The 23209-nt window shown below is 62.7% G+C and carries 23 protein-coding genes; 16 read left to right on the top strand and 7 right to left on the bottom strand.

Annotation, left to right across the window (positions count from 1 at the left end):
• The first annotated feature begins 234 nt into the window (after window positions 1–234).
• Window positions 235–717 carry a phosphohistidine phosphatase SixA gene (gene sixA, locus MMS95_RS02955; protein WP_004936230.1) on the top strand — a complete coding sequence of 161 codons (483 nt, stop codon included), beginning with the start codon at window positions 235–237 and terminating at the stop codon, window positions 715–717.
• 69 nt (window positions 718–786) lie between these two features.
• On the opposite strand, the gene smrB is transcribed toward sixA, so the two are convergent.
• On the bottom strand, window positions 787–1317 hold the full coding sequence (smrB, locus tag MMS95_RS02950) for an endonuclease SmrB (protein WP_004936226.1): 531 nt from the start codon (window positions 1315–1317) through the stop codon (window positions 787–789).
• Window positions 1318–1487: 170 nt separating this feature from the next.
• Between smrB and prmB the strand changes: the two genes are divergently transcribed.
• The 6 genes from prmB to MMS95_RS02920 all read left to right on the top strand — a co-directional run bounded on the left by prmB (window position 1488) and on the right by MMS95_RS02920 (window position 6166).
• Complete coding sequence (gene prmB / locus MMS95_RS02945; RefSeq protein WP_028127753.1) at window positions 1488–2420, top strand: 50S ribosomal protein L3 N(5)-glutamine methyltransferase; 933 nt, start codon at window positions 1488–1490, stop codon at window positions 2418–2420.
• 65 nt (window positions 2421–2485) lie between these two features.
• The gene (gene aroC / locus MMS95_RS02940; RefSeq protein ID WP_004936219.1) at window positions 2486–3571 is read left to right on the top strand and encodes a chorismate synthase; all 1086 of its coding nucleotides are present in this window, start codon (window positions 2486–2488) and stop codon (window positions 3569–3571) included.
• Window positions 3572–3576: 5 nt separating this feature from the next.
• Window positions 3577–4404, top strand: a complete 828-nt coding sequence (mepA, locus tag MMS95_RS02935) for a penicillin-insensitive murein endopeptidase (protein ID WP_166730216.1) — start codon at window positions 3577–3579, stop codon at window positions 4402–4404.
• A gap of 3 nt (window positions 4405–4407) precedes the next feature.
• Complete coding sequence (locus MMS95_RS02930; protein ID WP_048324550.1) at window positions 4408–5214, top strand: sulfite exporter TauE/SafE family protein; 807 nt, start codon at window positions 4408–4410, stop codon at window positions 5212–5214.
• An 80-nt stretch (window positions 5215–5294) separates the two neighbouring features.
• Entirely contained in the window at window positions 5295–5852 is a 558-nt protein-coding gene (locus MMS95_RS02925; RefSeq protein ID WP_033632477.1) for an elongation factor P hydroxylase, read from the top strand.
• Window positions 5853–5884: 32 nt separating this feature from the next.
• Window positions 5885–6166 (top strand): YfcL family protein, encoded by a 282-nt coding sequence (locus tag MMS95_RS02920; protein WP_004936209.1) that lies wholly within the window; start codon window positions 5885–5887, stop codon window positions 6164–6166.
• A gap of 40 nt (window positions 6167–6206) precedes the next feature.
• Here the strand turns inward: MMS95_RS02920 and mnmC are convergent, their stop codons facing one another.
• Window positions 6207–8228, bottom strand: coding sequence for a bifunctional tRNA (5-methylaminomethyl-2-thiouridine)(34)-methyltransferase MnmD/FAD-dependent 5-carboxymethylaminomethyl-2-thiouridine(34) oxidoreductase MnmC (mnmC, locus tag MMS95_RS02915; protein WP_103085551.1), 2022 nt, complete (start codon window positions 8226–8228; stop codon window positions 6207–6209).
• Window positions 8229–8398: 170 nt separating this feature from the next.
• Between mnmC and fabB the strand changes: the two genes are divergently transcribed.
• Window positions 8399–9619, top strand: coding sequence for a beta-ketoacyl-ACP synthase I (fabB, locus tag MMS95_RS02910; RefSeq protein WP_004936203.1), 1221 nt, complete (start codon window positions 8399–8401; stop codon window positions 9617–9619).
• Window positions 9620–9831: 212 nt separating this feature from the next.
• Window positions 9832–10053, top strand: a complete 222-nt coding sequence (locus MMS95_RS02905) for a hypothetical protein (protein WP_004936201.1) — start codon at window positions 9832–9834, stop codon at window positions 10051–10053.
• 52 nt (window positions 10054–10105) lie between these two features.
• Here the strand turns inward: MMS95_RS02905 and apbE are convergent, their stop codons facing one another.
• The gene (gene apbE / locus MMS95_RS02900; protein ID WP_060559994.1) at window positions 10106–11137 is read right to left on the bottom strand and encodes an FAD:protein FMN transferase ApbE; all 1032 of its coding nucleotides are present in this window, start codon (window positions 11135–11137) and stop codon (window positions 10106–10108) included.
• Between the two features lie 152 nt (window positions 11138–11289).
• On the opposite strand from apbE, the gene MMS95_RS02895 reads away from it, so the two are divergent.
• Window positions 11290–12402 (top strand): SLC13 family permease, encoded by a 1113-nt coding sequence (locus tag MMS95_RS02895; RefSeq protein ID WP_060559993.1) that lies wholly within the window; start codon window positions 11290–11292, stop codon window positions 12400–12402.
• Here the strand turns inward: MMS95_RS02895 and pepT are convergent.
• Window positions 12399–13646 (bottom strand): peptidase T, encoded by a 1248-nt coding sequence (gene pepT / locus MMS95_RS02890; RefSeq protein WP_242141372.1) that lies wholly within the window; start codon window positions 13644–13646, stop codon window positions 12399–12401. The two genes, MMS95_RS02895 and pepT, sit on opposite strands and share 4 nt — an antisense overlap.
• A gap of 217 nt (window positions 13647–13863) precedes the next feature.
• On the opposite strand from pepT, the gene MMS95_RS02885 reads away from it, so the two are divergent.
• Window positions 13864–14760, top strand: coding sequence for an endonuclease/exonuclease/phosphatase family protein (locus MMS95_RS02885; protein WP_242141371.1), 897 nt, complete (start codon window positions 13864–13866; stop codon window positions 14758–14760).
• 27 nt (window positions 14761–14787) lie between these two features.
• Here MMS95_RS02885 and MMS95_RS02880 read toward each other — a convergent pair whose 3' ends face one another.
• On the bottom strand, window positions 14788–16221 hold the full coding sequence (locus tag MMS95_RS02880) for a PLP-dependent aminotransferase family protein (RefSeq protein WP_242141370.1): 1434 nt from the start codon (window positions 16219–16221) through the stop codon (window positions 14788–14790).
• A gap of 93 nt (window positions 16222–16314) precedes the next feature.
• Here MMS95_RS02880 and MMS95_RS02875 point away from each other — a divergent pair, with 93 nt between their 5' ends.
• On the top strand, window positions 16315–16770 hold the full coding sequence (locus MMS95_RS02875; RefSeq protein WP_021505580.1) for a rhodanese-like domain-containing protein: 456 nt from the start codon (window positions 16315–16317) through the stop codon (window positions 16768–16770).
• A gap of 4 nt (window positions 16771–16774) precedes the next feature.
• Here the strand turns inward: MMS95_RS02875 and flk are convergent, their stop codons facing one another.
• Complete coding sequence (gene flk, locus MMS95_RS02870; RefSeq protein ID WP_044030780.1) at window positions 16775–17803, bottom strand: flagella biosynthesis regulator Flk; 1029 nt, start codon at window positions 17801–17803, stop codon at window positions 16775–16777.
• A gap of 205 nt (window positions 17804–18008) precedes the next feature.
• On the opposite strand from flk, the gene MMS95_RS02865 reads away from it, so the two are divergent.
• From MMS95_RS02865 to MMS95_RS02850, 4 genes are read left to right on the top strand one after another with little or no spacing between them, the layout of a single operon-like run.
• Window positions 18009–18371, top strand: coding sequence for a hypothetical protein (locus tag MMS95_RS02865; protein WP_021505578.1), 363 nt, complete (start codon window positions 18009–18011; stop codon window positions 18369–18371).
• Between the two features lie 49 nt (window positions 18372–18420).
• Entirely contained in the window at window positions 18421–20457 is a 2037-nt protein-coding gene (locus MMS95_RS02860; RefSeq protein ID WP_242141369.1) for a protein-disulfide reductase DsbD domain-containing protein, read from the top strand.
• Complete coding sequence (locus tag MMS95_RS02855) at window positions 20454–21170, top strand: DsbA family protein (RefSeq protein ID WP_015378605.1); 717 nt, start codon at window positions 20454–20456, stop codon at window positions 21168–21170. Before MMS95_RS02860 ends, MMS95_RS02855 begins: the two co-directional genes overlap by 4 nt.
• On the top strand, window positions 21163–21663 hold the full coding sequence (locus tag MMS95_RS02850) for a protein disulfide oxidoreductase (protein WP_033632487.1): 501 nt from the start codon (window positions 21163–21165) through the stop codon (window positions 21661–21663). Before MMS95_RS02855 ends, MMS95_RS02850 begins: the two co-directional genes overlap by 8 nt.
• On the opposite strand, the gene MMS95_RS02845 is transcribed toward MMS95_RS02850, so the two are convergent.
• A complete protein-coding gene (locus MMS95_RS02845) occupies window positions 21660–23126 on the bottom strand; it encodes a PLP-dependent aminotransferase family protein (protein WP_242141368.1) in 1467 nt (488 codons plus the stop codon). The genes MMS95_RS02850 and MMS95_RS02845 overlap by 4 nt on opposite strands.
• Window positions 23127–23209: the final 83 nt, after the last annotated feature.

The following is a 23209-nucleotide window of genomic DNA, read 5'->3' as shown; positions in this document are numbered from 1 at the left end:
GTTAAAATTTAACCCGTTGAATTGATTGTTCTGTGAGCAATCGAGGTTTGCCCGGGGAGGGTTGCTGTAAAAAACAGCGTTTTCTTTAGGCAAACTTTCAGGCAAAATGCCCGGCCGCCATAAAGAGACGGCGCGTTATCGTTTTAAAGCTTTGGCTTTGGGTTGGAAAACTCGGCGGTACAGCACGCACGGCGTTTCTGTATAGCGTTACTTTGTCAACAACAGCGGTGCAATATGCAAGTTTTGATTATGCGTCACGGAGAGGCGGCGCTCGAGGCAGCCAGCGATGCGGTAAGGCCCCTTACCCTGTGCGGCCGCGACGAGTCCCGTCAGATGGCGGCCTGGTTGAACACCAAGTCTGTGGATATTGAACGCGTGCTGGTCAGCCCCTATCTGCGGGCCGAACAGACGCTGGCGACGGTGCGTGAAGCCTTGACGCTGCCGGAGGGCGAAGAAGTGCTGCCCGAGCTGACGCCGGGCGGCAACGCCGAACAGGTCGGCAGCTATCTGCAGGCGCTGGCGATGCAAGGGGTGAGCTCGGTGCTGATCGTGTCGCACCTGCCGCTGGTGGGGTATCTGGTGGCGGAACTGTGTCCGGGCGAGTGCCCGCCGATGTTCGCGACCTCGGCGATCGCCAACGTCGATCTGCCGGCGGACGGCAGCTACGGCAAGTTTGAATGGCAGGTCAGCCCATCGCAGGTGATGGCCAAAGTGTGAACCGCGGATGCGGTGCGGAATAAACTCAGGGCGATGTCTGACATCGCCCTGAGTCGTTTCTGAGGGGGGCTACTCGGCCAGCTCCACCAGCAGCAGGATGGCGGCGTTGCCACCCCATTCCTTCGGCGCCTGGTGGAACGCCAGCACGTCGGGGTGCTGCGCCAGCCACAGCGGCGTTTGCTGTTTGAGGATGTGTTTGCCGTGCCCATGCATCACGCAGGCGCAGTGCACGTGCTCGCGTTTGCAGGCGGCGATCAGCGCCCCCAGCTCCTGCTTGGCCTGCAGCTGGGTCAGGCCGTGCAAATCAAGAAACAGCTCCGGCGAGTAATCGCCGCGCCGCAGCTTCTTCAGCTCATACGGGCTGCTGCCGGGGCGCACGTAGCGCGTCGGGCCTTCCTCTTCCAGCTGCGGCTGGTATTCATCTGAAAAATAATAGCTGGCATCGACCTGCTCCTGCAGCAGCCTCTGCGGCGCAATCTGTTTGACCTTGGGCTTCGGCGGGCGGTGGACGATGGTGTCCTGGCGCAGCTTTTTCGCGCCCGCCACCGACTCTCTGAAGAGCTGTTGTTCGTCTTTGCTCAGAGGGGGCTTGTTCTTCATGCTTCATTCACCGGAAATCGTTTATTTCGCTAGTTTACCTTGTGAATGAGCGCTGTCGACGCAAAACTCGGGCCAGAGTGAAAAGCGCGAGGGGCAAGCGTGATTTGTCGCGGGCTTCATGGCAAACTATGCGGCTAAATCATGAAACACAGCGCCTGCCGGAGGGCAAATTGGACAAAATTTTCGTCGACGAAGCAGTGAACGAACTGCACACCATTCAAGATATGCTGCGCTGGACGGTAAGCCGCTTCAACGCCGCCAATATCTATTATGGTCACGGAACCGATAATCCGTGGGACGAAGCGGTGCAATTGGTGCTGCCAAGCCTGTTCCTGCCGTTGGACATACCGGAGGACATGCACACCGCCCGTCTGACTTCCAGCGAGCGCCATCGCATCGTTGAGCGCGTGATCCGCCGCGTCAACGAACGCATCCCGGTCGCCTATCTGACCAACAAGGCCTGGTTCTGCGGCATGGAATTTTACGTCGACGAGCGCGTGCTGGTGCCGCGTTCACCGATCGGCGAGCTGATCAACGATCGTTTCAGCGCGCTGATCCCGCACCCGCCGCGCCATATCCTCGACATGTGCACCGGCAGTGGCTGCATCGCCATCGCCTGCGGCTACGCTTTCCCGGAAGCGGAAGTGGACGCGGTGGACATCTCCAGCGAAGTGCTGGCGGTAACCGAGCGCAATATTCAGGCGCACGGCGTCGAACATCAGGTGATCCCGATCCGTTCCGATCTGTTCCGCGACGTTCCCGCGATCCAGTACGATCTGATCGTCACCAACCCGCCGTACGTCGATGCGGAAGACATGTCGGATCTGCCGCAGGAGTTCCGCTTCGAGCCGGAACTGGGCCTGGCGGCGGGCAGCGATGGCCTGAAGCTGGTGCGCCGCATTCTGGCCTGCGCGCCGGACTACCTGACCGACGACGGCGTGCTGATTTGTGAAGTGGGCAACAGCATGGTACATCTGATGGAACAATATCCGGACATCCCGTTCACCTGGCTGGAATTCGAAAACGGCGGCGACGGCGTGTTCATGCTGACCAAGCAGCAGCTGGTGGATTGCAAGGAACACTTCAGCCTCTATCGCAGCTAAGCCGCATTTCCAAGGCCCGCATGGCGGGCCGCATAACGATAAAAGACTAACGGTAAGGAGCCGTGATGGCAGGAAACAGTATTGGGCAGATTTTCCGCGTCACCACCTTCGGTGAATCTCACGGGGTGGCGCTGGGTTGTATCGTCGACGGCGTGCCGCCCGGCATCCCGCTCACCGAAGCCGATTTGCAACACGATCTGGACCGTCGTCGTCCGGGCACCTCGCGTTACACCACCCAGCGCCGTGAACCGGATCAGGTGCGCATTCTCTCCGGCGTATTTGAAGGCGTGACCACCGGCACCAGCATCGGTCTGATCATTGAAAACACCGATCAGCGCTCGCAAGACTACAGCGCCATCAAAGACGTGTTCCGTCCAGGGCATGCCGACTACACCTACGAACAGAAATACGGTCTGCGCGACTATCGCGGCGGCGGCCGCTCTTCGGCGCGTGAAACCGCCATGCGCGTCGCGGCGGGCGCTATCGCCAAGAAATACCTGCAGCAGAAGTTCGGCGTGCAGGTGCGCGGCTATCTGGCGCAGATCGGCGACGTGACCTGCGAGCTGAAAGATTGGGATCAGGTCGAACAGAACCCGTTCTTCTGCCCGGATCCGGACAAGCTGGAAGCGCTGGACGAACTGATGCGCGCGCTGAAAAAAGAGGGTGACTCCATCGGCGCCAAGGTCAGCGTGATTGCTGAAAACGTGCCGGTTGGCCTGGGTGAGCCGGTGTTTGACCGCCTCGATGCCGATCTGGCGCACGCGCTGATGAGCATCAACGCGGTGAAAGGCGTGGAGATCGGCGACGGGTTCGCCGTGGTGACCAAACGCGGCAGCGAAAACCGCGATGAAATCACCCCGGAAGGCTTCCAGAGCAACCATGCCGGCGGCATTCTCGGCGGCATCAGCAGCGGCCAACCGGTGATCGCGCATCTGGCGCTGAAGCCGACCTCCAGCATTATGGTGCCGGGGCGCACCATCAATCGCCAGGGCGAAGCGGTGGAAATGGTCACCCGCGGTCGCCACGATCCGTGCGTGGGCATCCGCGCCGTGCCGATCGCCGAAGCGATGATGGCGATCGTGTTGATGGATCACCTGCTGCGCCAGCGCGCGCAAAACGGTGATGTGGTTTCCGACGTACCGCGCTGGTAATCGCCATGAAAAACTGGATGTTGGGCCTGGTGGCCCTGACGGCCTCCGCCTCCGCCATGGCGCTGACGCCGTGGCAGAAAATCGATCATCCGGTGGCCGGCGCGCCGCAGGCGGTGGGCGGTTTCGCCAACGGCTGCGTCATCGGCGCGCAGCCGTTGCCGCTGAATTCACCGGATTATCAGGTGATGCGTACCGACCAGCGCCGCTATTTCGGCCACCCGGATCTGCTGGCGTTCATTCAGCGCCTCAGCAGCCAGGCGAACCAGAAAGCGCTGGGCACGGTGCTGATTGGCGACATGGCGATGCCGGCCGGCGGGCGCTTCAGCAGCGGCCACGCCAGCCACCAGTCGGGGCTCGACGTCGACATCTGGCTGCAGCTGCCGCGCCAGCGCTGGAGCGCGCAGCAATTGCTGAAACCGCAGCCGATCGACCTGGTGTCGGGCGACGGCAAGCAGGTGGTGGCGCGCCAATGGCAACCGCAAATTGAGTCACTGATCAAGCTGGCGGCGCAGGATGCGGAGGTGACGCGTATCTTCGTCAACCCGGCGATCAAGCAGCGTCTGTGTCTGGACGCCGGCGCCGATCGCGCCTGGTTGCACAAGGTGCGGCCGTGGTTCGGTCACCGTGCGCACATGCACGTGCGCCTGCGTTGCCCGGCCGGCAGCCTGGAGTGCCAGGAGCAGGATACGCCGCCGCCGGGCGACGGCTGCGGCGCCGAACTGGCGAGCTGGTTCGTGCCGCATCAGCCTAACGCGAAGCCGGGCAAATCCGTGCCGCCGCCGTTACCGCCGACCTGTCAGGCATTGCTGGATCACCATTTCTCAGCGGAATAACTCATGGACTGGTTCGTCATTGGCCCCGAGATGCTCGGGGTGTTGTTTGCGGTAGCGCTGCTGGCGGGGTTTATCGACTCCATCGCCGGCGGCGGCGGATTACTGACGGTGCCGGCCTTGCTGGCGGTGGGGGTTCCTCCGGCGCAGGCGCTGGCGACCAATAAGCTGCAGTCGGTCGGCGGCTCCTTCTCCGCCAGTCTGTACTTCATTCGTCGGCGAGCGGTGAACCTCAATGACCAGAAGCTGACGATTTTTCTGACGCTGATCGGCTCGATCGCCGGCGCCATTCTGGTGCAGCATATGCGCGCCGATGTGCTGCGGCAGATGTTGCCGCTGCTGGTGATCGGCATCGGTCTCTACTTCCTGCTGATGCCGCGACTGGGTGAGGAAGATCGTCAACGCCGCCTCGGCGCCTTGCCGTTCGGGCTGGTGGCCGGCGGCTGCGTCGGGTTTTACGACGGTTTCTTCGGCCCCGGCGCCGGCTCATTCTACGCGCTGGCCTATGTGACGCTGTGCGGTTTCAACCTCGCCAAGTCTACGGCGCACGCCAAAGTGCTGAACTTTACCTCCAACGTCGGCGGGTTGGCGCTGTTCATCATCGGCGGCAAGGTGGTGTGGAGCATCGGTCTGGTGATGCTGGTGGGGCAGGTGCTGGGGGCGCGTTTGGGCGCGCACATGGTGCTGACCCGCGGGCAGAAACTGATTCGGCCGATGATCGTGATCGTCTCACTGGTGATGAGCCTCAAGCTGCTGTACGACAATCACGGCGCAGAGATTCAGCAGTGGTTGGCCGCCTTCGTGCACGGTTAAAGATGAAGAGGGTGCGCTGCTTACGCGCCCTGTCTTATCGGGTATAATGGCCTCTTTATTTTTGTGGTTATAGAATTTTTATGTCAGACACGCAGACCCGTCATCACTATGAGCAGTTGATCGCGATCTTCAATCGCTGCTTCAGCGATGACTACAACACCCGCCTGGTGAAGGGCGACGACGAACCCATTTACCTGCCGGCCGACGACGAACTGCCGTATCACCGCATCGTGTTCGCCCACGGTTTTTACGCCAGTGGCCTGCATGAAATTTCGCACTGGTGCATCGCCGGTGACGCGCGCCGTCAATTGGTGGACTTCGGCTATTGGTATTGCCCGGATGGACGGGACGCGCAGACCCAGAGCGAATTCGAAGCCGTGGAGATAAAACCGCAGGCGCTGGAATGGATGTTCTGCGTGGCGGCCGGTTTCCCGTTCAACGTCAGCTGCGACAACCTGAACGGCGACTGCGAGCCGGATCGCATCGCGTTCCAACGCAAGGTGCGCGCCCGGGTATTGGCGCTGCTGGAGCAGGGAATACCCACAAGGCCTGCGCGCTTTATTCAGGCGTTGCAATCGTTCTACAATACGCCACCGTTGGCGGCCGAGCACTTTCCGTATCCGGAAGATCTCAACTGACGCCACAGCCCGTTATTTAATGAGGAAATTTGATGATCGCAGAATTTGAAGCGCGCATTTTGGCGCTGATTGATGACATGGTAGAGCACGCCAGCGATGATGAACTGTTTGCCGGTGGCTACCTGCGCGGTCATCTGACGCTGGCGGTGGCCGAGGCGGAAGAGCAGGGCGAACACACCGCCGCAGCGCTGAAAGCGCGGGTGGAGGAGAGCCTGCACAAAGCGATCGCCGCTGGGGAACTCTCGCCGCCGGATCAGATCCTGGTGCGCGGCATGTGGGAAAACCTCTATCAGGCTGCAACCCCTGCCGCCTGATCGTCATGCCGGGGCGCGTCGCCGCGCCCCTCAAGGTTGATTAAACCGCACGTCCTTTCAGCAATTTCCGCACCCACATCCGATTCGGATTCAACGCCGCCAGCAGGCGCGCATCGCCCGGCAACGGCTCGCCGAACAGCTGCGCCGCCAAAATTTCCGCCGCCAGGGGCGCCGAGCTCAGCCCGCGCGATCCCAACCCACCGATAGTGAACAGGCCGGGATAGACCGGCGCATCGGCGACGGTTTCGCCGTGCTGGTTCTGGCGCTGCAAATCCTGATACTGCGCCAGCGTGGCCTGATAGTCCGGCAGCGCGCCGACCATCGGCAGATGATCGCGGGTGGCGCTGCGCACGCCGCAGCGCGCCTGATGAGCGCTGACGTCCACCTGCTGCGGCCAGGTCTGCTCCGGCAGACAGCGCAGCAGACGCTCGCGGTTCTCTTGCTGTTCCTGCTCGCGGTAGTCGGTGGCGGTGTCGCCGCGCTGATAGCTGGCGCCGATGCAGTGCTGGCCGTTGTTGGCATTAACCGGCGTCAGGTAGCCGTCGTAACACAATACCTGTTTCAATTGACCGAGGGCCGGCGAGGTCGGAATATGCGACACCTGCCCGCGTACCGAATACAGCGGCAGGGCTTCCGTCGGCGCCAGTTCGGCCAACCGATGGCCGTTGGCCAGGATCACTGTCGCATGGCGTCGGCTGTCGCCGTTGGCGAAATCGATGCGCCAGCCGTTTTCTTCCTGCGTCAGCCTCTGTGCATCGTGCCGGTAGTGGCAGACCAAGCCCTGACGCTGCGCCAGCGCGATAGCGCCGCGCGTCAGCTCGGCCGGGCAGAGCCAGCCGCCTAGCGGGTAGGTGATGCCGCCAAAGCCGGTATCAACACCGCACCGTTCGCTGAGCGTCTCGCGGTCGGCCGCCATCGCCAAGGCCTGCGGCCAGTCGGTTTTCAGCATATTGGCGATCTTGGCGCCGCTCTTTTCGTCATAGGCCAACTGGCTGACGCCGCACCACTGGTGATCAAAGGCGACGCCTTGTTGCAACAGGGCATCGTACTGGCGGCGGGCGAAGGGAAACGCGGCGCTGAAAAAGCTCTCCAGCGCGTCGCCGCTGCCGTTCAGCAAAGGATAAATCGCGCCCTGGCGGTTGCCGGATGCGCCCTCGGCCGCCTGCTCATCGGCGCAGTACAGCGTGACGGTGGCGCCGCGGCGCAGCAAGGCCAGCGCGGTGAGCGCGCTGGCGACACCGCCGCCGATCAGGGCGATGTCGGCGGTGTTGTCCGCCGCCGGGCGTCGATACCAGGGCGCCGGATGTGCGGCGGGCCGCGTATCGGCCGGGAGCTCGCCGGCGAGCATCTCACGCTTTTGGCCGAAGCCTTTGCAGCGGTTGACCTGAAAACCGGCCTGTTGCAAGCCGCGGCGCACGAAGCCGGCGGCGGTAAAGGTGGCGAAGCTGCCTCCCGGCCGGGCGAAACGCGCCATGGCGGCGAACAGTTGATCGGTCCACATGTCGGGATTTTTTGCCGGCGCGAAACCGTCGAGGAACCAGGCATCCACCTGGTTATTCATGCTGGCGTCAAACTGCGGCAGCAGATCGTTGACGTCGCCGAACCACAGATCGAGCGTAATGCGGCCTTCGGCCAACAGCAGGCGATGGCACCCCGGCAACGGCAGCGGCCACTGGGCGCGCAGTTCGTCGGCGTAAGGCGCCAGCTCCGGCCAGCGCGCATGCGCCGCCGCCAGGTCAGCCTGCTGCAGGGGAAATTTTTCGAAGCTGATAAAGTGCAGGCGTTGCAGCGTCGCGTCCGGCCCGGCCTGGCGGAAGCCGGCGAAGGCCTGCCACAGCGTGAGGAAATTGAGCCCGGTGCCGAACCCGGTTTCCGCCACGACAAACAGCGAGCGCGGGTGGGCGGCGAAACGCTGCGGCAGCCGATTGCCGTGCAGGAAGACGTAGCGGGTTTCTTCCAGCCCATCCTGATTGGAAAAATAGACGTCATCAAACTGTTTCGAAACAGGTGTACCCTGTTCGTTCCAGGTTAGCGTTGCGGTTTGGATGGGGGCGTGGTTCACGGTCAATGGCTCGAAATTCAAGGGATGCCGCGAATTCTAACGGCGCTGGCGCCCCGGCGCAAACTGGACGACAATAAAGCTGAAAAACGCTGATCGGACTTGTTCGGCTTACATCTGTACGCTAAAGTGCGATGCAAAATCCCGTAGGTAAATAGTGGAAGAGGTATTGAATGAAACGTGCAGTGATTACTGGCCTGGGAGTTGTCTCCAGCATTGGTAATAACCAGCAGGAGGTCCTGGCAAGCCTGCAGGAAGGACGTTCTGGGATCACTTTCTCCCAGGAGCTGAAAGATTCCGGCATGCGTAGTCACGTATGGGGGCAAGTTAAGCTCGACACTACCGGCCTGATCGACCGCAAGGCGGTGCGTTTCATGAGCGACGCTTCCATTTATGCCTTCCTGGCGATGCAAGAAGCGATCGCTTCTTCCGGCCTGAAGGAAGAAGAGTATCAAAACAACCCGCGCGTGGGCCTGATCGCCGGTTCCGGCGGCGGTTCTCCGCGCTTCCAGGTGTTCGGCGCCGATGCGATGCGCAGCCCGCGCGGCTTGAAAGCGGTTGGCCCATACGTGGTCACCAAAGCCATGGCTTCCGGCGTTTCCGCCTGCCTGGCGACGCCATTCAAAATCCACGGCGTGAACTACTCCATCAGTTCCGCTTGCGCGACCTCCGCACACTGCATCGGCAACGCGGTTGAGCAAATCCAGCTGGGCAAACAGGACATCGTGTTCGCCGGCGGCGGCGAAGAGCTGTGCTGGGAAATGGCCTGCGAGTTCGATGCGATGGGCGCGCTGTCCACCAAGTACAACGACACGCCGGAAAAAGCCTCTCGCACCTATGACGCCGATCGTGACGGTTTCGTCATCGCCGGCGGCGGCGGCATGGTGGTGGTTGAAGAGCTGGAGCACGCGCTGGCGCGCGGCGCGCACATCTATGCGGAAATCGTCGGCTACGGCGCGACTTCCGACGGCGCCGACATGGTTGCCCCTTCGGGCGAAGGCGCAGTGCGCTGCATGAAGATGGCGATGCAGGATCTGGATGCGCCGATCGATTACATCAACGTGCACGGCACCTCTACGCCGGTAGGCGACGTGAAAGAGCTGGGCGCCATTCGTGAAGTGTTCGGCGACAATACCCCGGCCATCTCCTCCACCAAGGCGATGACCGGCCACTCGCTGGGCGCCGCGGGCGTGCAGGAAGCGATCTACAGCCTGCTGATGCTGGAGCACGGCTTTATCGCACCGAGCATCAACATCGAAACCCTGGATGAACAGGCGGTCGGCATGAACATCGTGACTCAGCCGACCCAACGCGAGCTGACCACCGTGATGTCCAACAGCTTCGGCTTCGGCGGCACCAACGCCACCCTGGTGATGCGCAAACTGGCGAAATAATTCCGCCTGAGCCTCACCTCGCCATCAAGCCCGCGTTTTCGCGGGCTTTTTACTGCGCTAAGCCCACTTGACGGGCGCTCGGAGTTTTCCCAAATCACATCCCCTGACACATCATTACCTCGCCATTACATGCGTTGGGCATACAATAGCCTGGTAGCATGATTATCGCTCGGCGTAGCTTTCTAAAGTGATCGAACATTGAGGCAAGAAGTATGAAAAAGTTAATTGCGGTTGGGTTACTGTCGGCCGTGTTGGCCGGATGCGCCACCGATTCTCCCTGCGTGCCGGTCTATGATGACCAGGGGCGTCTGGTGCACACCAACACCTGCATGAAGGGTACCACTCAGGATAACTGGGAAACCGCGGGCGCGATCGCCGGCGGCGCGGCGGCGGTTGCCGGTCTGACCCTTGGCATCATCGCGCTGACCAAGTGATCGGCGCGGAACAGGACCAAGCCCGGCCATTGCGTGCCGGGCTTTTTTTATCTCACTGCACCAAAAACGCTTTGAACTGCGGCGTCATCACGGCGCTGAAGCCGTCGTCGGTTTTACTGATCAGGTAGACCGCCAGCCCTTTCTCTTCCGCGAGCTGCAACGCTTTCTCCGGGCCCAGCACCATCAAACCGGTATCCCAGCCGTCGGCCTCGAGCGCGGTCGGGGCGATCACCGTGGCGGAAACCAGCCGGTGATTGATCGGCCTGCCGGTGGTCGGATCGATGACATGGGAGTAGCGCTGGCCGTTTTGTTCAAAGTAGTTGCGATAGCTGCCGGCGGTGCTGATGCCGTAACCGTGAAGATCCACCAGCGCCTGTACCGCATTTTCACGGTCGGTCGGCTTTTGGATCGCCACCCGCCAGGGCTTGCCCTGGCCGTTGACGCCACGTGAAGAGACCGCACCACCGACCGATACCAGGTAGTTGGTAATGCCGTGACGGTTCATCAGGCGCACCAGCTCATCGGCGCCATAGCCTTCGCCCAGCGTCGAGAGATCGACATACATGCCCGGCAGATCTTTTTGCAGCCACTCCCCGCGGTTGTCGCTGATCAGCTTCAGGTGCTGCAGGCCGGTGCGCTGCTTTGCCGCGTCGATCTGCGCCTGTTCCGGCACCTTGACCGGATGCTTGTCTGGGCCGAACCCCCACAGGTTCACCAGCGGGCCGACGGTGATGTCCATGGCGCCGCCGGTATCGCGGCCGATGCGTTGGGCCATCAACACGATGTCCGCCATGCCGCGCGGGATAGGCTGCGGTTCGAGGCTAACATTGCGGTTAAACCTCGACAGCACCGAATCGGCGCGGTAGGTCGAGATGTCGTCGTTGGCCCGTTCGAGCACCGTGTCGATCTGCCGCTGCAATTCTTGTTTGCCGATCGCGACGTCACCGCTGACTTTTACGCTGTAGAAAGTGCCCATGGTTTTGCCGTCAATATCGATTTGCGGGCGGGAGGAGGCGTCGTCGCAGGCGGCGAGCAGGGCGCATAAGGCGCTCAACAGCGCTCCTTTGGCGAACAGGGAAGCCATAACATGTCCTTTGAAACCGTGAAAGCCGCTACAAATAAAGTAAAGCGCGGCAAATGGAAAGCGGATAAAGGTAAAATAGCATTTTGCTGGCGCTGAAGCCGCGTCTGAGCTAACGTCTGCCCATTCTTTTCGGTGAGGTTCACACTGCCGCTATGAGTTCAACCGCCATTTCCCGGCTCATCCATCCCTTTGCCAAAGACCGTTTCTTGCATGCATTGCTGCTGGCCGGCGTGGCGATGTTCGCCTTTCATCCGCAGCCGCTGGCAGCGCTGGGTGGTTTTATCGACGGCCGTACCCTCATCACCCTGCTGGGGCTGATGCTGCTGACCAAAGGGGTGGAGGTCAGCGGCTACTTCGATTTTGTCGGCCGCAAGATTATCAACCGCTTGCACAGCGAACGGCGGCTGGCGCTGTTCCTGGTGTTCTCCGCCGCGCTGCTGTCGTCGTTTCTGACTAACGACGTAGCGCTGTTTATCGTCATACCGCTCACCATCACGCTGAAAAAGCTGTCGGCGCTGCCGGTCGGCCGCCTGATCATCTTCCAGGCGCTGGCGGTGAACGCCGGTTCGCTGCTGACGCCGATCGGCAACCCGCAAAATATCCTGCTGTGGAGCCGTTCCGGCCTCTCTTTCCTCGGTTTCATCGGCCAGATGGCGCCGTTTGGCGCCGCAATGATGTTGAGCCTGCTGGCGCTGACCTGGTTCAGCTTCCCGGCGCGCGACATCGTGAAAACGCCGAATACCGAGGGCTATCCCTACCAGCGGCCGCTGTTGCTGAGCTGTGTAGGGCTGTATGCGGTTTTCCTGCTGTGTCTCGATTTCGATCTGCCGTTGTATGGGCTGCTGGCGGTGTTCGCCGGTTTCTTGCTGCTGGCGCGCCGAGTGCTGTTGCAGATCGACTGGAGCCTGATTTTCGTGTTCGCCGCCATGTTCATCGATGTCGGCCTGTTTACCCGTTTGCCGCCGCTTCAGCCGGCGTTCGCCGCCATCGCCGGGCTGAGCGAGGGGAGCGTGTATGCGTTGGGCGTCGGGCTGTCGCAGATCGTCAGCAACGTGCCGGCCACCATACTGTTGCTCAACTATGTGCCTTCCAGCGCTCAGCTGGCCTATGCGGTCAACGCCGGCGGCTTCGGGTTGGCGATCGGATCGCTCGCCAACCTGATTGCGTTGCGCATGGCGGGGGAGCGCAAGATCTGGTTGCGCTTCCACTATTATTCGCTGCCGCTGTTGGCATGGGCCGCGTTGCTCGGTTGGGTGATGAGCTAAGCCGGTTGGCCGCTTTGCCGCGCGGCCAGCAGGCAAATGCTGCGGGTCACCTGATAGGATTTCACGAAGGCGCTGACGGGTAAAAACTCGAAGCGCGAGTGGAAGTTATGCGCGCCGGTGAAGTAATTGGGCGTCAGGATGCCGCGGCTGGAGAGCGCCGCACCGTCGGTGCCGCCGCGCATCGGGATCACCTTCGGCGGGATGCCGTGGGCGGCGAGGGCGCCGAAGATCAGATCGATAGCGCGCCGGTCCTCGCCGATGGCGTTGCTGATGTTGCTGTAGATGTCGCTGACGCTGCAGCTGACGTTGGCGCGCGGATAGTTGGCCGCCACCTGGCGCACCGTCTCCTCAAGGCGGGCCTTGCGCGCCTCGAACGCCGCGCGATCGAAGTCGCGAATCGACACCTTCAGCGTCGCCTGATTGGCGTTGGCGGCCAGATCGGTGAACCAGAAATAACCCTCGCGCCCCTCGGTGTGCTCTGGGGTATCCTGCACGTCGAATCGATTGATGATGTCGTTGGCGATGCGTATCGGGTTGATTAATACGTTTTTCGCCGACATCGGGTGGGCGGTCACCCCCTCGATGCGGATCTCCGCCGCCGCCGCGTTGAAATTCTCGTACACCACTTCACCCAGTTCGCAGCAGTCGATGGTGTAGGCGAAATCGACGGGGAAACGCTGCAGATCCAGCGCTTTGGCGCCGCGCAGGCCGATCTCTTCGTCCGGCACGAACGCCACCACGATATCGCCGTGGCGATCGGCCGCGGTCAGGTTGGCCAGCAGCGTCATCACCACGGTGACCGCCGCCTTATTGTCGGCGCCCAGCACGCTGGTGCCGTCGCTGAACAGGATCTCTTCGTTTCGGTAGGGCAGGATCTCCGGATGCTCGGCGGTACGCAGCCAGATGCCTTGCTCGGTGTTCAGGCATAAATCTTCGCCGGTGAAGCGCAGGCGCTGCGGGCGAATCTCGGGTGACAGGCCGACGTCCACGGTGTCGATATGCGTGATGAAGCCGATGCGCGGCGCACCGGGTTGGGTGCCGGGCTTGCGGGCGGTGACGGTGGCGTGCTCGTCGATCTGCACGTCGGCCAGGCCGAGCCGGCGCAGCTCGTCGGCCAACAGTTGCGCCATCTCATGCTGCCCCGGCGTGCTGGGCAGGGTGGCTGCGGCGGCGTTGCTCTGGCTGGTCACCGCCAGATAGCGGAAGAAACGTTCGGTAAGTTGTTCGGCAATCGGGCTGGTCATCGGAACTCCTCGCGGTTGGCAATCTACCGGTTTTAAAACGAAATCAGCCGTTTGTCCAACGGTGCAATGCGTAAACCGCCAGAATGCGAAGCATCGCGCAGAAACGAAAAATAGCGGTGCAACTAGGAAATAGTCGCAGGTTTCTGCGGCAAAATCGGTGTTAGCTGTGGGCCAGGAAGCGCCCACATAACACTTATCTGTCCCTCAAGGAGAATTCATGCACACCGGTCACGCTCTGCTTATCACCTTACTGTCCCTGGGCATCTCTCACAGCGCCTGGTCGTCTGCCGATACCGGGCACGCCAACAGCAACGTCAACAGCCGCGAAGTGGCCAGCGCGTTGGGCGGCCTGAAGAACAAAACCTACGAACTGGAGCAGGCGCCGAAGATCCGCGTCGCCAGCTTCAATATCGCCGCCGGCAAGGTCAGCGACATGACCGCCATCGCCAAGGCGATTCGCGCGATGAATGTCGACGTGGTGGCGCTGCAGGAGGTGGATAAACTCACCGCCCGCAGCGGGCGGGTCGATCAGGCGGCGGAACTGGCGAAACTGACCGGCATGCAGGCGGTGTTCGGCCGGGCGATCGATTTCGACGGCGGTGAATACGGCCTGGCGTTTCTGTCGAAGTATCCGCTGCACGATGCCGTGATCTATCCGCTGCCGTCCGGCCAGCGCGAACAGCGCATCGCCTTCAGCGCCAAGGTTGATGTGCCGGAGTTCCCGACGCCGATCACCCTGTTCAACACCCACCTCGATACCAAGGAAGATCCGACGATGCGTCTGGATCAGGTGCGGGAGCTGAACGATCGCACCATCGAAGTGCGCGGCATCAAGCTGCTGTTCGGCGATATGAACGATGTGCCGGGCAGCGTCACCTGGCTGGAGCTGAGCCGCTATTGGAACGATATCATGCCCAACGGGCAGGACGGCCGCAGCTGGCCGGCGGAAAACGCCGAGATCAAGGTGGATTACATCTTCACCGGCAACGCGCAGCGCTGGCATCTGGACAGCCTGACGGTGCCGAACGCCAGCGGCGACTGGAACGGCGTGCATTGGCCGGCGGTAAGCGACCACCTGCCGCTGGTGGCGGAGATGCGCCTGACCGAACAATAAGCCGATCGGCGTCCCATTGGGGCCAGGCTAAGCCACGGTGATCCGCGCCAGCCGCTCGACGGCGCAGCGGATCTCGCCCGGCGTCAGGGCCGAAAAGCCCAGCAGCCACCCGTCGCGCTGCGCCTGAACCGTTTGGTATTGCGCTGTTAACCCGGGCGTAAGGATGCCGAGCCGCCGCGCCTGCCGGCTTAGCGCCGCCTCCTGGCCGGGCGGCAGCCAGACGCTGAGCTGCAGGCCGCCGGTGGCGGGAGCGGGGGTGGCGAAGTGGTCGAGTTTTTCGCGTACTGCCGCCAGCAACACATCGCGCCGGCTATGGTAGAGTTGGCGCATGTAGCGGATATGCGCGGCGAAGTGCCCCTGGTGGATGAATTCGGCGGTGACCGCCTGCATCAGCTGCGCGCTGTGGCCGTCATACACCGTGCGTGCGGTGACGAACGCTTCAACCAGCGTGGGCGGTACGATCAGGTACGCCAACCGCAGCGAAGGGAACAGCGATTTGGAGAAGGTGCCGAGGTACAGCACCCGGCCACGGCGATCCAGACCCTGCATCGCCGGTATCGGCAGGCCGTCGTAATGAAACTCGCTGTCGTAATCGTCCTCAATGATCCAGGCCTGCTGCTTTTCCGCCAGCGTCAGCAGTGCCAAGCGGCGCGCCAGGCTGAGCGCTGCGCCGGTCGGGTATTGGTGCGAGGGCGTCAGATAAATCAAACGCGGATCGGGCAAGGAGGGCTCAGCGCGCAGGCCGTCGCCGTCTACCGCCACCGGCGTCAGGGCGGCGCCGGCGCTGATAAAGGCGTTTCTCGCCCCGGCGTAACCCGGTTCTTCCATCCAGACACTGTCGCCGCTGTCCAGCAGCAACGTGGCGATCAGCTGCAGCGCCTGCTGTGAACTGGTCAGCACGATAACCTGGTTTGCATCGCAGATTACGCCGCGCGTTTGGTTGACGTGGGCGGCAATCGCTTCACGCAGCGGCAAATAGCCCTGCGGGTCGCCGTAGCGCAGCAGGCTTTCTCCCTGTAGCCGCAGGCGCTGTGCGGTCAGTTGCTTCCACAAGGCTAGCGGAAACGCGCGCAGATCCGGCGAGCCGGCGGCAAACGCCTGTGGCTGCTGCGGATCGCGGCAGCCGCCGGTTTGCACGATCTGTTGGCCGCGTTGCGAAAGGCGCGGCATGGCGGTGCGAGGCGGCGGCGGCGGCGATTTGGCGATGCGGATAGCCACAAATGTGCCCTGGCCGACGCGGCGCTGCAAATACCCCTCCGCCTCCAACTGGCCGTACGCTGCTTCGACGGTCACCCTTGAGAGTTTCAGATCCCCAGCCAGCACTCGGCTGGAGGGCAGGCGTTGCCCAATGTTCAATGCGCCGTGGTGGATGGCCTGCCGCAATGCTGCACAAAGACGTTCGCGCAGCGTGCCGACGGCCTGGGGCGATTGCTGAAACAGCGTGATCAGCGTGTGCCGCATAATGGGTCTTATCATCTGTGGATAATGGGTATCAATCATAAGACCAAAATGGGGCACTATTGTCATCTGTCTTGATGCACGGGAGTAAGTGATATGTCGAAAGAATCATTGGTGCTGGCTTTTCCGCCGGCGGCGCCGGAAGAAAGCCTGGCCTATCTGGCGGCTAAACTGAGCCGCTATGCGGATGCCTGGGATGTGGCGGAAGATCTGCGCAATGGCGTGGACGGGATGGTGGTGATCGACACCCGCGCGCAGGCGCTGTACGCCGCCGGGCATATCCCCGGTGCGCTCAGTTTGCCGCATCGCCTGATGGATGAAGCCGGCACGGCGCAGCTGGATCGCCGGAAAGTGTATGTGACCTACTGCGACGGCATTGGCTGCAACGGATCCACCAAAGGTGCTTACAAGCTGGCGAAACTGGGATTCAGGGTGAAGGAGCTGATCGGCGGGCTGGACTTCTGGCTGCGCGATGGCCATCCATTGGCCATCGGAGAACAGCCGGGATCGTTGCGCGATCGGGCGGCTGCTGAGGACTGCGGCTGCGCCTGAGGCGTTAAAACACCAGCGCCAGCACGATCGCCAACGCCAACAGCAGCAGGATCAGCGCTACGGCCGGCTTGCTCAGCGCTTTTTGCAGCGGCAGAGGCAAGGCGGCGATCAGCGGGTTGAGCAGCGGCTGCGGTTCGACAGGGTGGCTGGCGATCGGCTGCGCCTGGCCGGCTTTATCCAGACGGCGGGCAAACAGCTGATGAATGGCGTCGCTCATTTGCGGATGCGTCAGCGGCGCATTGGCGCCGCAGTTGAAGCGCGCCTGGCAATAGTCGTTCATCTGCTGCAGTTCTCGCTCGTCCGCCGGCTGCTTGAGCGCCGCCAGCAGGTTGTTCAGCGTCGGCGCGTTCTGCGGGCTGAGCGCCACCTTCACCTGTAAAAACTGGTTCAGCAGCTGGAAGTGGCGCGCCGGCAGCGGATCGTTGGTTTTCACGCCCGCCAGATCGAACAGCGTTTGCCAGATTTTAGCCGGCGCTTCGCCGGTGGCGGCGCTGAGTTTGGTGATCTGCTGCTGCAGGCTTTGATGCTCTGCGGGCAGCAGCGGGCGATCGCTGGTGGCGGTTTGCTGCGGCTGGGGAATGGTCAGGCCGCCGGTCTGCAACAGATTAAGTACCTGTTGCAATTGCGGTGGGCTCAGTTGGCTCAACACCGTATGGCCGAACTGCTGGCGAATAAAGTCGCTGACCGCCTGGCGGTTATTGCCCTGCGGCAGCAATTCGGCCAGCTGTTGCAGCAGTTGGCGCCCGGCATGGTTTTGTTGCGCCTGCGTCAGGCGCGTTTGCAGCAGCTGTTCCGCCGGTTGAAAATGGCGCGCCAGCAGTTCGCCGCCTTTGTCGGCGCCGAGATCGTGACGCAGAGACGCCCAGATCTCCGCCGATTTGACCGGGCTGAGCGTCATGATTTTCACGATCAGTTTTTCCAGCGTCGTGCGCTGCGCCGGAGAGAGGGGTTGATCGTCAGTGGCCGCCGTTTTGCCCGGGGAGGGGGGGCGTTCGCCGGCGATTGGGGTGCCCGGCCCACTCAAAGGTTGCATATCACCAGTCCTTCGCTGTGTATCCCCGCAGAATGCCTGGAGGAGAGAATCGTCATCATACCCGGCGAAAAGCGCAGGCTTACCCACTATGATACCTGTAAATCGCCGCCATCAATACCGCCGCTCAGACATTTCTTTACCGACAAAACGTTGCTAATCGCGCCCGCGCCGCTAAGATAACCCCAGATCTGAACATGAGGATGGCATGGTTAAACGGCAGCGGATTGCAAAATGGTTTTTATGCCTGGCTTGCCTGGTGGTGCTGACGTGCATGACCCAGCGCATGGCGGGCCTGCATGCGCTGCAGCAAACGCTGGGGATCCCGGCCGCCACCGCCGTTCAATCCGGCGATGAGGCCGCCGAAGCGCAGCCGACGCCCTGTGAGCTGAGCGCCAAGTCATTGCTGGCCGCGCCGCCGGTGATGTTCGAAGCCGTGCTGTTCGGGCTGGGTCTGCTGCTGGCGCTGTTGGCGCCGACCATTGCCGCGCGTCTGCGCATTCCTCCTCCTCGCGCCATTTCTCCGCCCACCCTCAGGGTGCACCTTCGATTATGCGTCTTCCGTGAATGAGTTAATCGCCCGTTTTTCGTGGTGAATTAATCATTTATGGAGAATTAACATGTTGAAAATCATCAGGCTGGCCTGCGCTTGCCTGTTTATGCTGTGGCTGCCTGCCTTGCAGGCGGCGGACAGCGGCTGGCTGCAAAATCTGGCCAACGATCATGCCAAGGTGCGGCTGCGCGCCGACACGTCACAGCCGGGGGAGACCCGCCTGCTGCTGTCGGTCGAGCTGCAAAAAGGCTGGAAAACCTATTGGCGCTCTCCGGGCGAAGGCGGCATCGCGCCGGCTATCGTCTGGCAAGGCAACCCACCGCCGGCGACCTGGCACTGGCCGACGCCGCAGCGTTTCGAGGTGGCCGGCATTTCCACCCAGGGCTATCACGATCGGATCACGTTGCCGATCGTGATGTCAGGCCAGGTATCCGGCCCGCTGGCGGGTACGCTGACGCTGTCCACCTGCAGCAACGTTTGCATTCTGACCGACTACCCGTTCAGTCTGGATCTGACGGCGCCGAACGATCCGCAGTTTAATCACGATTTCGCGCAGGCGATGGGGCAGGTGCCGATCGCCGCCGGGTTGGCGGAAAGCGTCAAGGCCGGATATCGCAGCGGCGAGCTGCAGATTTCCGCCGAACGCGCCGCCGGCTGGCAACAGCCTGCGCTGTTCTTCGATACGCTGGCGGATGCCGATCTCGGCAAGCCGCAGGTTGAAACCGACGGCGATCGGTTGTTGGCGCGAGTCCCGGTCAGCGATGGCTGGGGCGATGCGGCGCCGGACCTGCGCGGCAAAACGCTGACGCTGGTGATCGACGACGGCGGCATGGCGCAGCAGATTACGCTGCCGATTGGCGATCCGTTGGCCGCGCCCGCCGGTGCGGCGTTCCCGTTGTGGCAGGCGGTATTGATGGCGTTGGCGGGTGGGGTGATCCTCAATCTGATGCCATGCGTGCTGCCGGTGCTGGGCATCAAGCTCGGTTCGATCCTGCAGGTGGAGCGGCGCGATCGGCGCAGCGTTCGTCTGCAGTTCCTGGCGTCGTCGCTGGGCATCGTCGCCTCGTTTATGGCGCTGGCCCTGCTGATGACGCTGCTGCGGCTCGGCAACCACGCGCTCGGCTGGGGCATTCAGTTCCAGAATCCGTGGTTTATCGGCTTTATGGTGCTGGTGACGCTGCTGTTCAGCGCCAACCTGTTCGGCCTGTTCCATTTGCGTCTCTCGTCCGATCTGAATACCTCGCTGGCGACCCATAACGGGCGTGGTCTGAGCGGCCATTTCTGGCAGGGCGCGTTCGCCACGCTGCTGGCGACGCCGTGCTCGGCGCCGTTTCTCGGCACGGCGGTGGCCTTCGCGCTGGCGGCGTCGCTGCCGGTGCTGTGGGGCATGTTCATCGCGCTTGGCATCGGCATGAGCCTGCCGTGGCTGCTGATCGCCGCCTGGCCATCGCTGGCGCTGCGTTTGCCGCGCCCCGGCCGTTGGATGAATACCGTCAAGCTGGCGATGGGGCTGCTGATGCTGGCGTCGTCGCTGTGGCTGCTGAGCCTGCTGAGCAACCATATCGGCGTGCAGGCCACGCTGTGGCTGGGGGCGTTGGCGCTGCTGGCGTTGCTGCTGGCGGTGTGGCGCCAACAGGGGGCACGCTTGGCGGCCAAGCTGGCGGCAGGCACTGTGGTGCTGGCGGGCGTGGTTCTGCTGGCCGGATCGCTGACCGCCGGCCTGTGGCGCCAACCGTTGCAGGATCGGGTGCAGTGGCAACCGCTGAGCGAGCAAGCGATCGCCGAGGCGCTGGCGCAGCATAAGCGGGTGTTCGTCGACGTGACAGCCGACTGGTGCGTGACCTGTAAAGCCAACAAGTTCAATGTGCTGCTGCGTGATGACGTACAGCGCGCGCTGAGCGCCGACGATGTGGTCGCGCTGCGCGGCGACTGGAGCCGTCCGTCGGCCGACATCAGCGCCTTCCTGCAAAAGCGCGGCAGCGTCGCCGTGCCTTTCAACCAAGTCTATGGCCCCGGCAGCCCGGACGGCGAGGTGTTATCCCCGCTGTTGACCCGTGACGCCGTGCTGCAAACGCTTTCCCATGCCAAAGGAACCGAACAATGAAAAAACTACTGATTTTACTGATGATCATCGCCGCCCCAGCGTGGGCCGCCGAGCCTTTCACCCCGGCGCAAGAGGCGCGCATCAAAGAGATGATCCGCGAAACGCTGGTGTCCAACCCGGACATTCTGGCGCAGGCGGTGGACGCCTGGCAGCAGCAAACCGCCGGCGAGCAAATCAGCCAGGCTATCAAGCAGAACGCCAAAACGCTGTACCAGGATCCGGCCAGCCCGCGCCTGGGCGCCGCCAACGCCAAACTGACGCTGGTGACCTTTACCGACTATAACTGCCCGTACTGCAAGCGTTTTGATCCGATGCTGGAGAAGATCGTCAAGCAATACCCGGACGTGGCGCTGGTGGTGAAGCTGCTGCCGTTCAAGGGCGAAAGCTCGGTCAGTTCGGCGCGCGTGGCGCTCACCACCTGGCAACAGCACCCGGATCAATTCTGGGCCCTGCACCAGCGGCTGATGGCGAAAAAGGGCTTCCACGACAATGCCAGCATCGCCGCCGCGCAAGAGAAAACCGGCGTCAAGGCGGTGGCGCCCAGCGAACAGAGCATGACCACGCTGCGCACCAATATGGCGTTGGCGGAGCAACTGGGCGTACAAGGGACGCCGGCGACGCTGATCGGCGATCGAATGCTGCCGGGGGCGGTGTCGTATGAAGAGCTGGAAGCGATGGTGAAACAGCAGCTGGCGAAGGCTAACAATGGCTAAGCTCAAGCGCTGGGGGCGCGAGTTGTTGTTGCTGGCGCTGATCGCATTGGCGGTGGTGACGGTGATGGATTGGCTGAACGCGCCGCAGGCGCCGCCGGCCTTCGATGCCCAGACGCTGACCTCGCTGGACGGCGAGCGCGTGTCGTTGGCGCAGCTCAGCGATGAGCGGCCGCTGCTGGTTTACTTTTGGGCCAGCTGGTGCGGCGTTTGCCGTTTCACCACGCCGGACGTCGCCCGCTTGCAGGCGGCGGGCGGCAACGTGCTGACCGTCGCGCTGCGATCGGGCGATGATGCCCAGGTGAAGCAGTGGCTGGCGCGTAAACGGCTGGCGCTGCCGGTGGTCAACGATCCGGCCGGCGCGCTGTCGGCGCAGTGGCGGATTGGCGTCACGCCGACCTTCGTGGTGATCTCGCAGGGCAAGGTGGTGCAAAGCACCACCGGCTGGACCAGCTACTGGGGGATGAAGCTGCGGCTGTGGTGGGCCGCCGTCTAACCGGCGCTTTTCTCCGCTATCACTTCCTCAATCGCCCGGCACAGCCGGGCGATACCTTCTTCAATCTGCGGCGGCGAGTTGGCGGCAAAATTCAGCCTCAGGCCGTGTGCGCCCACCTGTTCCTGCGCATAGAAGCATTCGCCGCGCGCGAAGGTCACCCCGTGTCGCCAGGCCACCGGCATCAGCTCGGCGGTGGTCACCGTCTCCGGCAGCGTCAGCCAGATAAACAAGCCGCCTTGCGGCGTTTCGAAACGGCACCCCGGCGGCAACCGCTGCTGCAACGCGTCGATCATTACTTCCAGATGCAGGCGGTAGACGCGCCCGGCGCGCCGCAGCTGCTTGTCGTAACGGCCGACGGTGACGAACGCGTCCAGCGCCCGCTGGATCAGGCTGGAACTGGTGAAGCTGTCGACGTGTTTCAGCCTGGCGAAACGCTGATAGTGTTCGCTGTCCGCCACCAGATAGCCGATGCGCATGCTGGGCAGCAGCATTTTGGAGAAGGTGCTGACGTAGATCACCGCGCCCGGCTGCGCCAGCGCGCGCAGCGACGGCAGCTGTTTGCCCTGATAACGCAGATCGCCGACGAAGTCGTCCTCCAGGATCACCACGCCGGCCTGTTGGGCGATCGCCAGCAGGCGCCGCCGGCGGGCCTCGCTCAGGCAGCGGCCGGTCGGGTTGTGGAAGTTGGGGATGGTGTAGATCAGTTTAGGGCGGTGGCGTTCCAGCAGCTCGGGCAGTCGATCGACCAGCATGCCGTGGCGATCGCCGGGCACGGAGACGATATTGATGCGGTGCTGGCGCAGCAGGCCCAGCGCTTCGGCGTAGGTCGGCTCTTCGACGATCACCGTATCACCTGGCGCCAGCAGGCTTTGCACCACCAGACTGATGGCATGCTGCGAACCGTTGGTGATCAGCACCTGTTCGGCCTGCGTGGGGATGCCCTGGGCGCTGAGAATGCGGCTCAGCGTATCGCGCAGCGGGTAGTAGCCGCAGTATTCGCCGTAACTGAAGGCTTCTTCCGCGTGGCGGCTGAGCACCGACAGCAGCACTTTGCGAAACGCCTCCAGCGGAAATATCTTGGGGCTGCCGACGCCGGCGGCGAAGTTGATCAGCCCCTCCGGCAGCGGGGCGTCGGCATAGCCGTCCAGCCGCGAGGTGAGGGTGGTGAAGCTCTCCAGCGGGAAAGGGGCATTGCTGGTCGGCCGGGCCGGGCGCGTTTGCGCCTGCGGGTGCGCGACATAGGCGCCGCTGCCGCGCCGCTGGTGCAAAAAGCCCTTGGCCGCCAGTTCGGCATAGGCGTTATCCACCGTCAAACGGCTGACCGCCAATTCGGCCGCCAGCGTGCGTGTCGAGGGCAGCTTGTCGCCATCCACGAACACGCCGGTGAGGATGGCGCGCCGCAGCGCTTCTTCGATCTGCAAATACAGCGGAACGTCCTGTTCGCGATCTAACGGGATGTGCATGCGAAATTGGCCCGGTTAGGGAGATGGTTTTTTACTATACCCCATGTCAACAGGGCTTCAAGCGCATAAAAGTGGCCTGCATG

It is taken from the genome of Serratia sp. PGPR-27, assembly GCF_022678525.1.
Taxonomy (GTDB): Bacteria; Pseudomonadota; Gammaproteobacteria; order Enterobacterales; family Enterobacteriaceae; genus Serratia; species Serratia nematodiphila.
The sequence above is the reverse complement of the archived record's forward strand: the minus strand, read 5'-3'. Positions and strand labels throughout refer to the sequence as shown.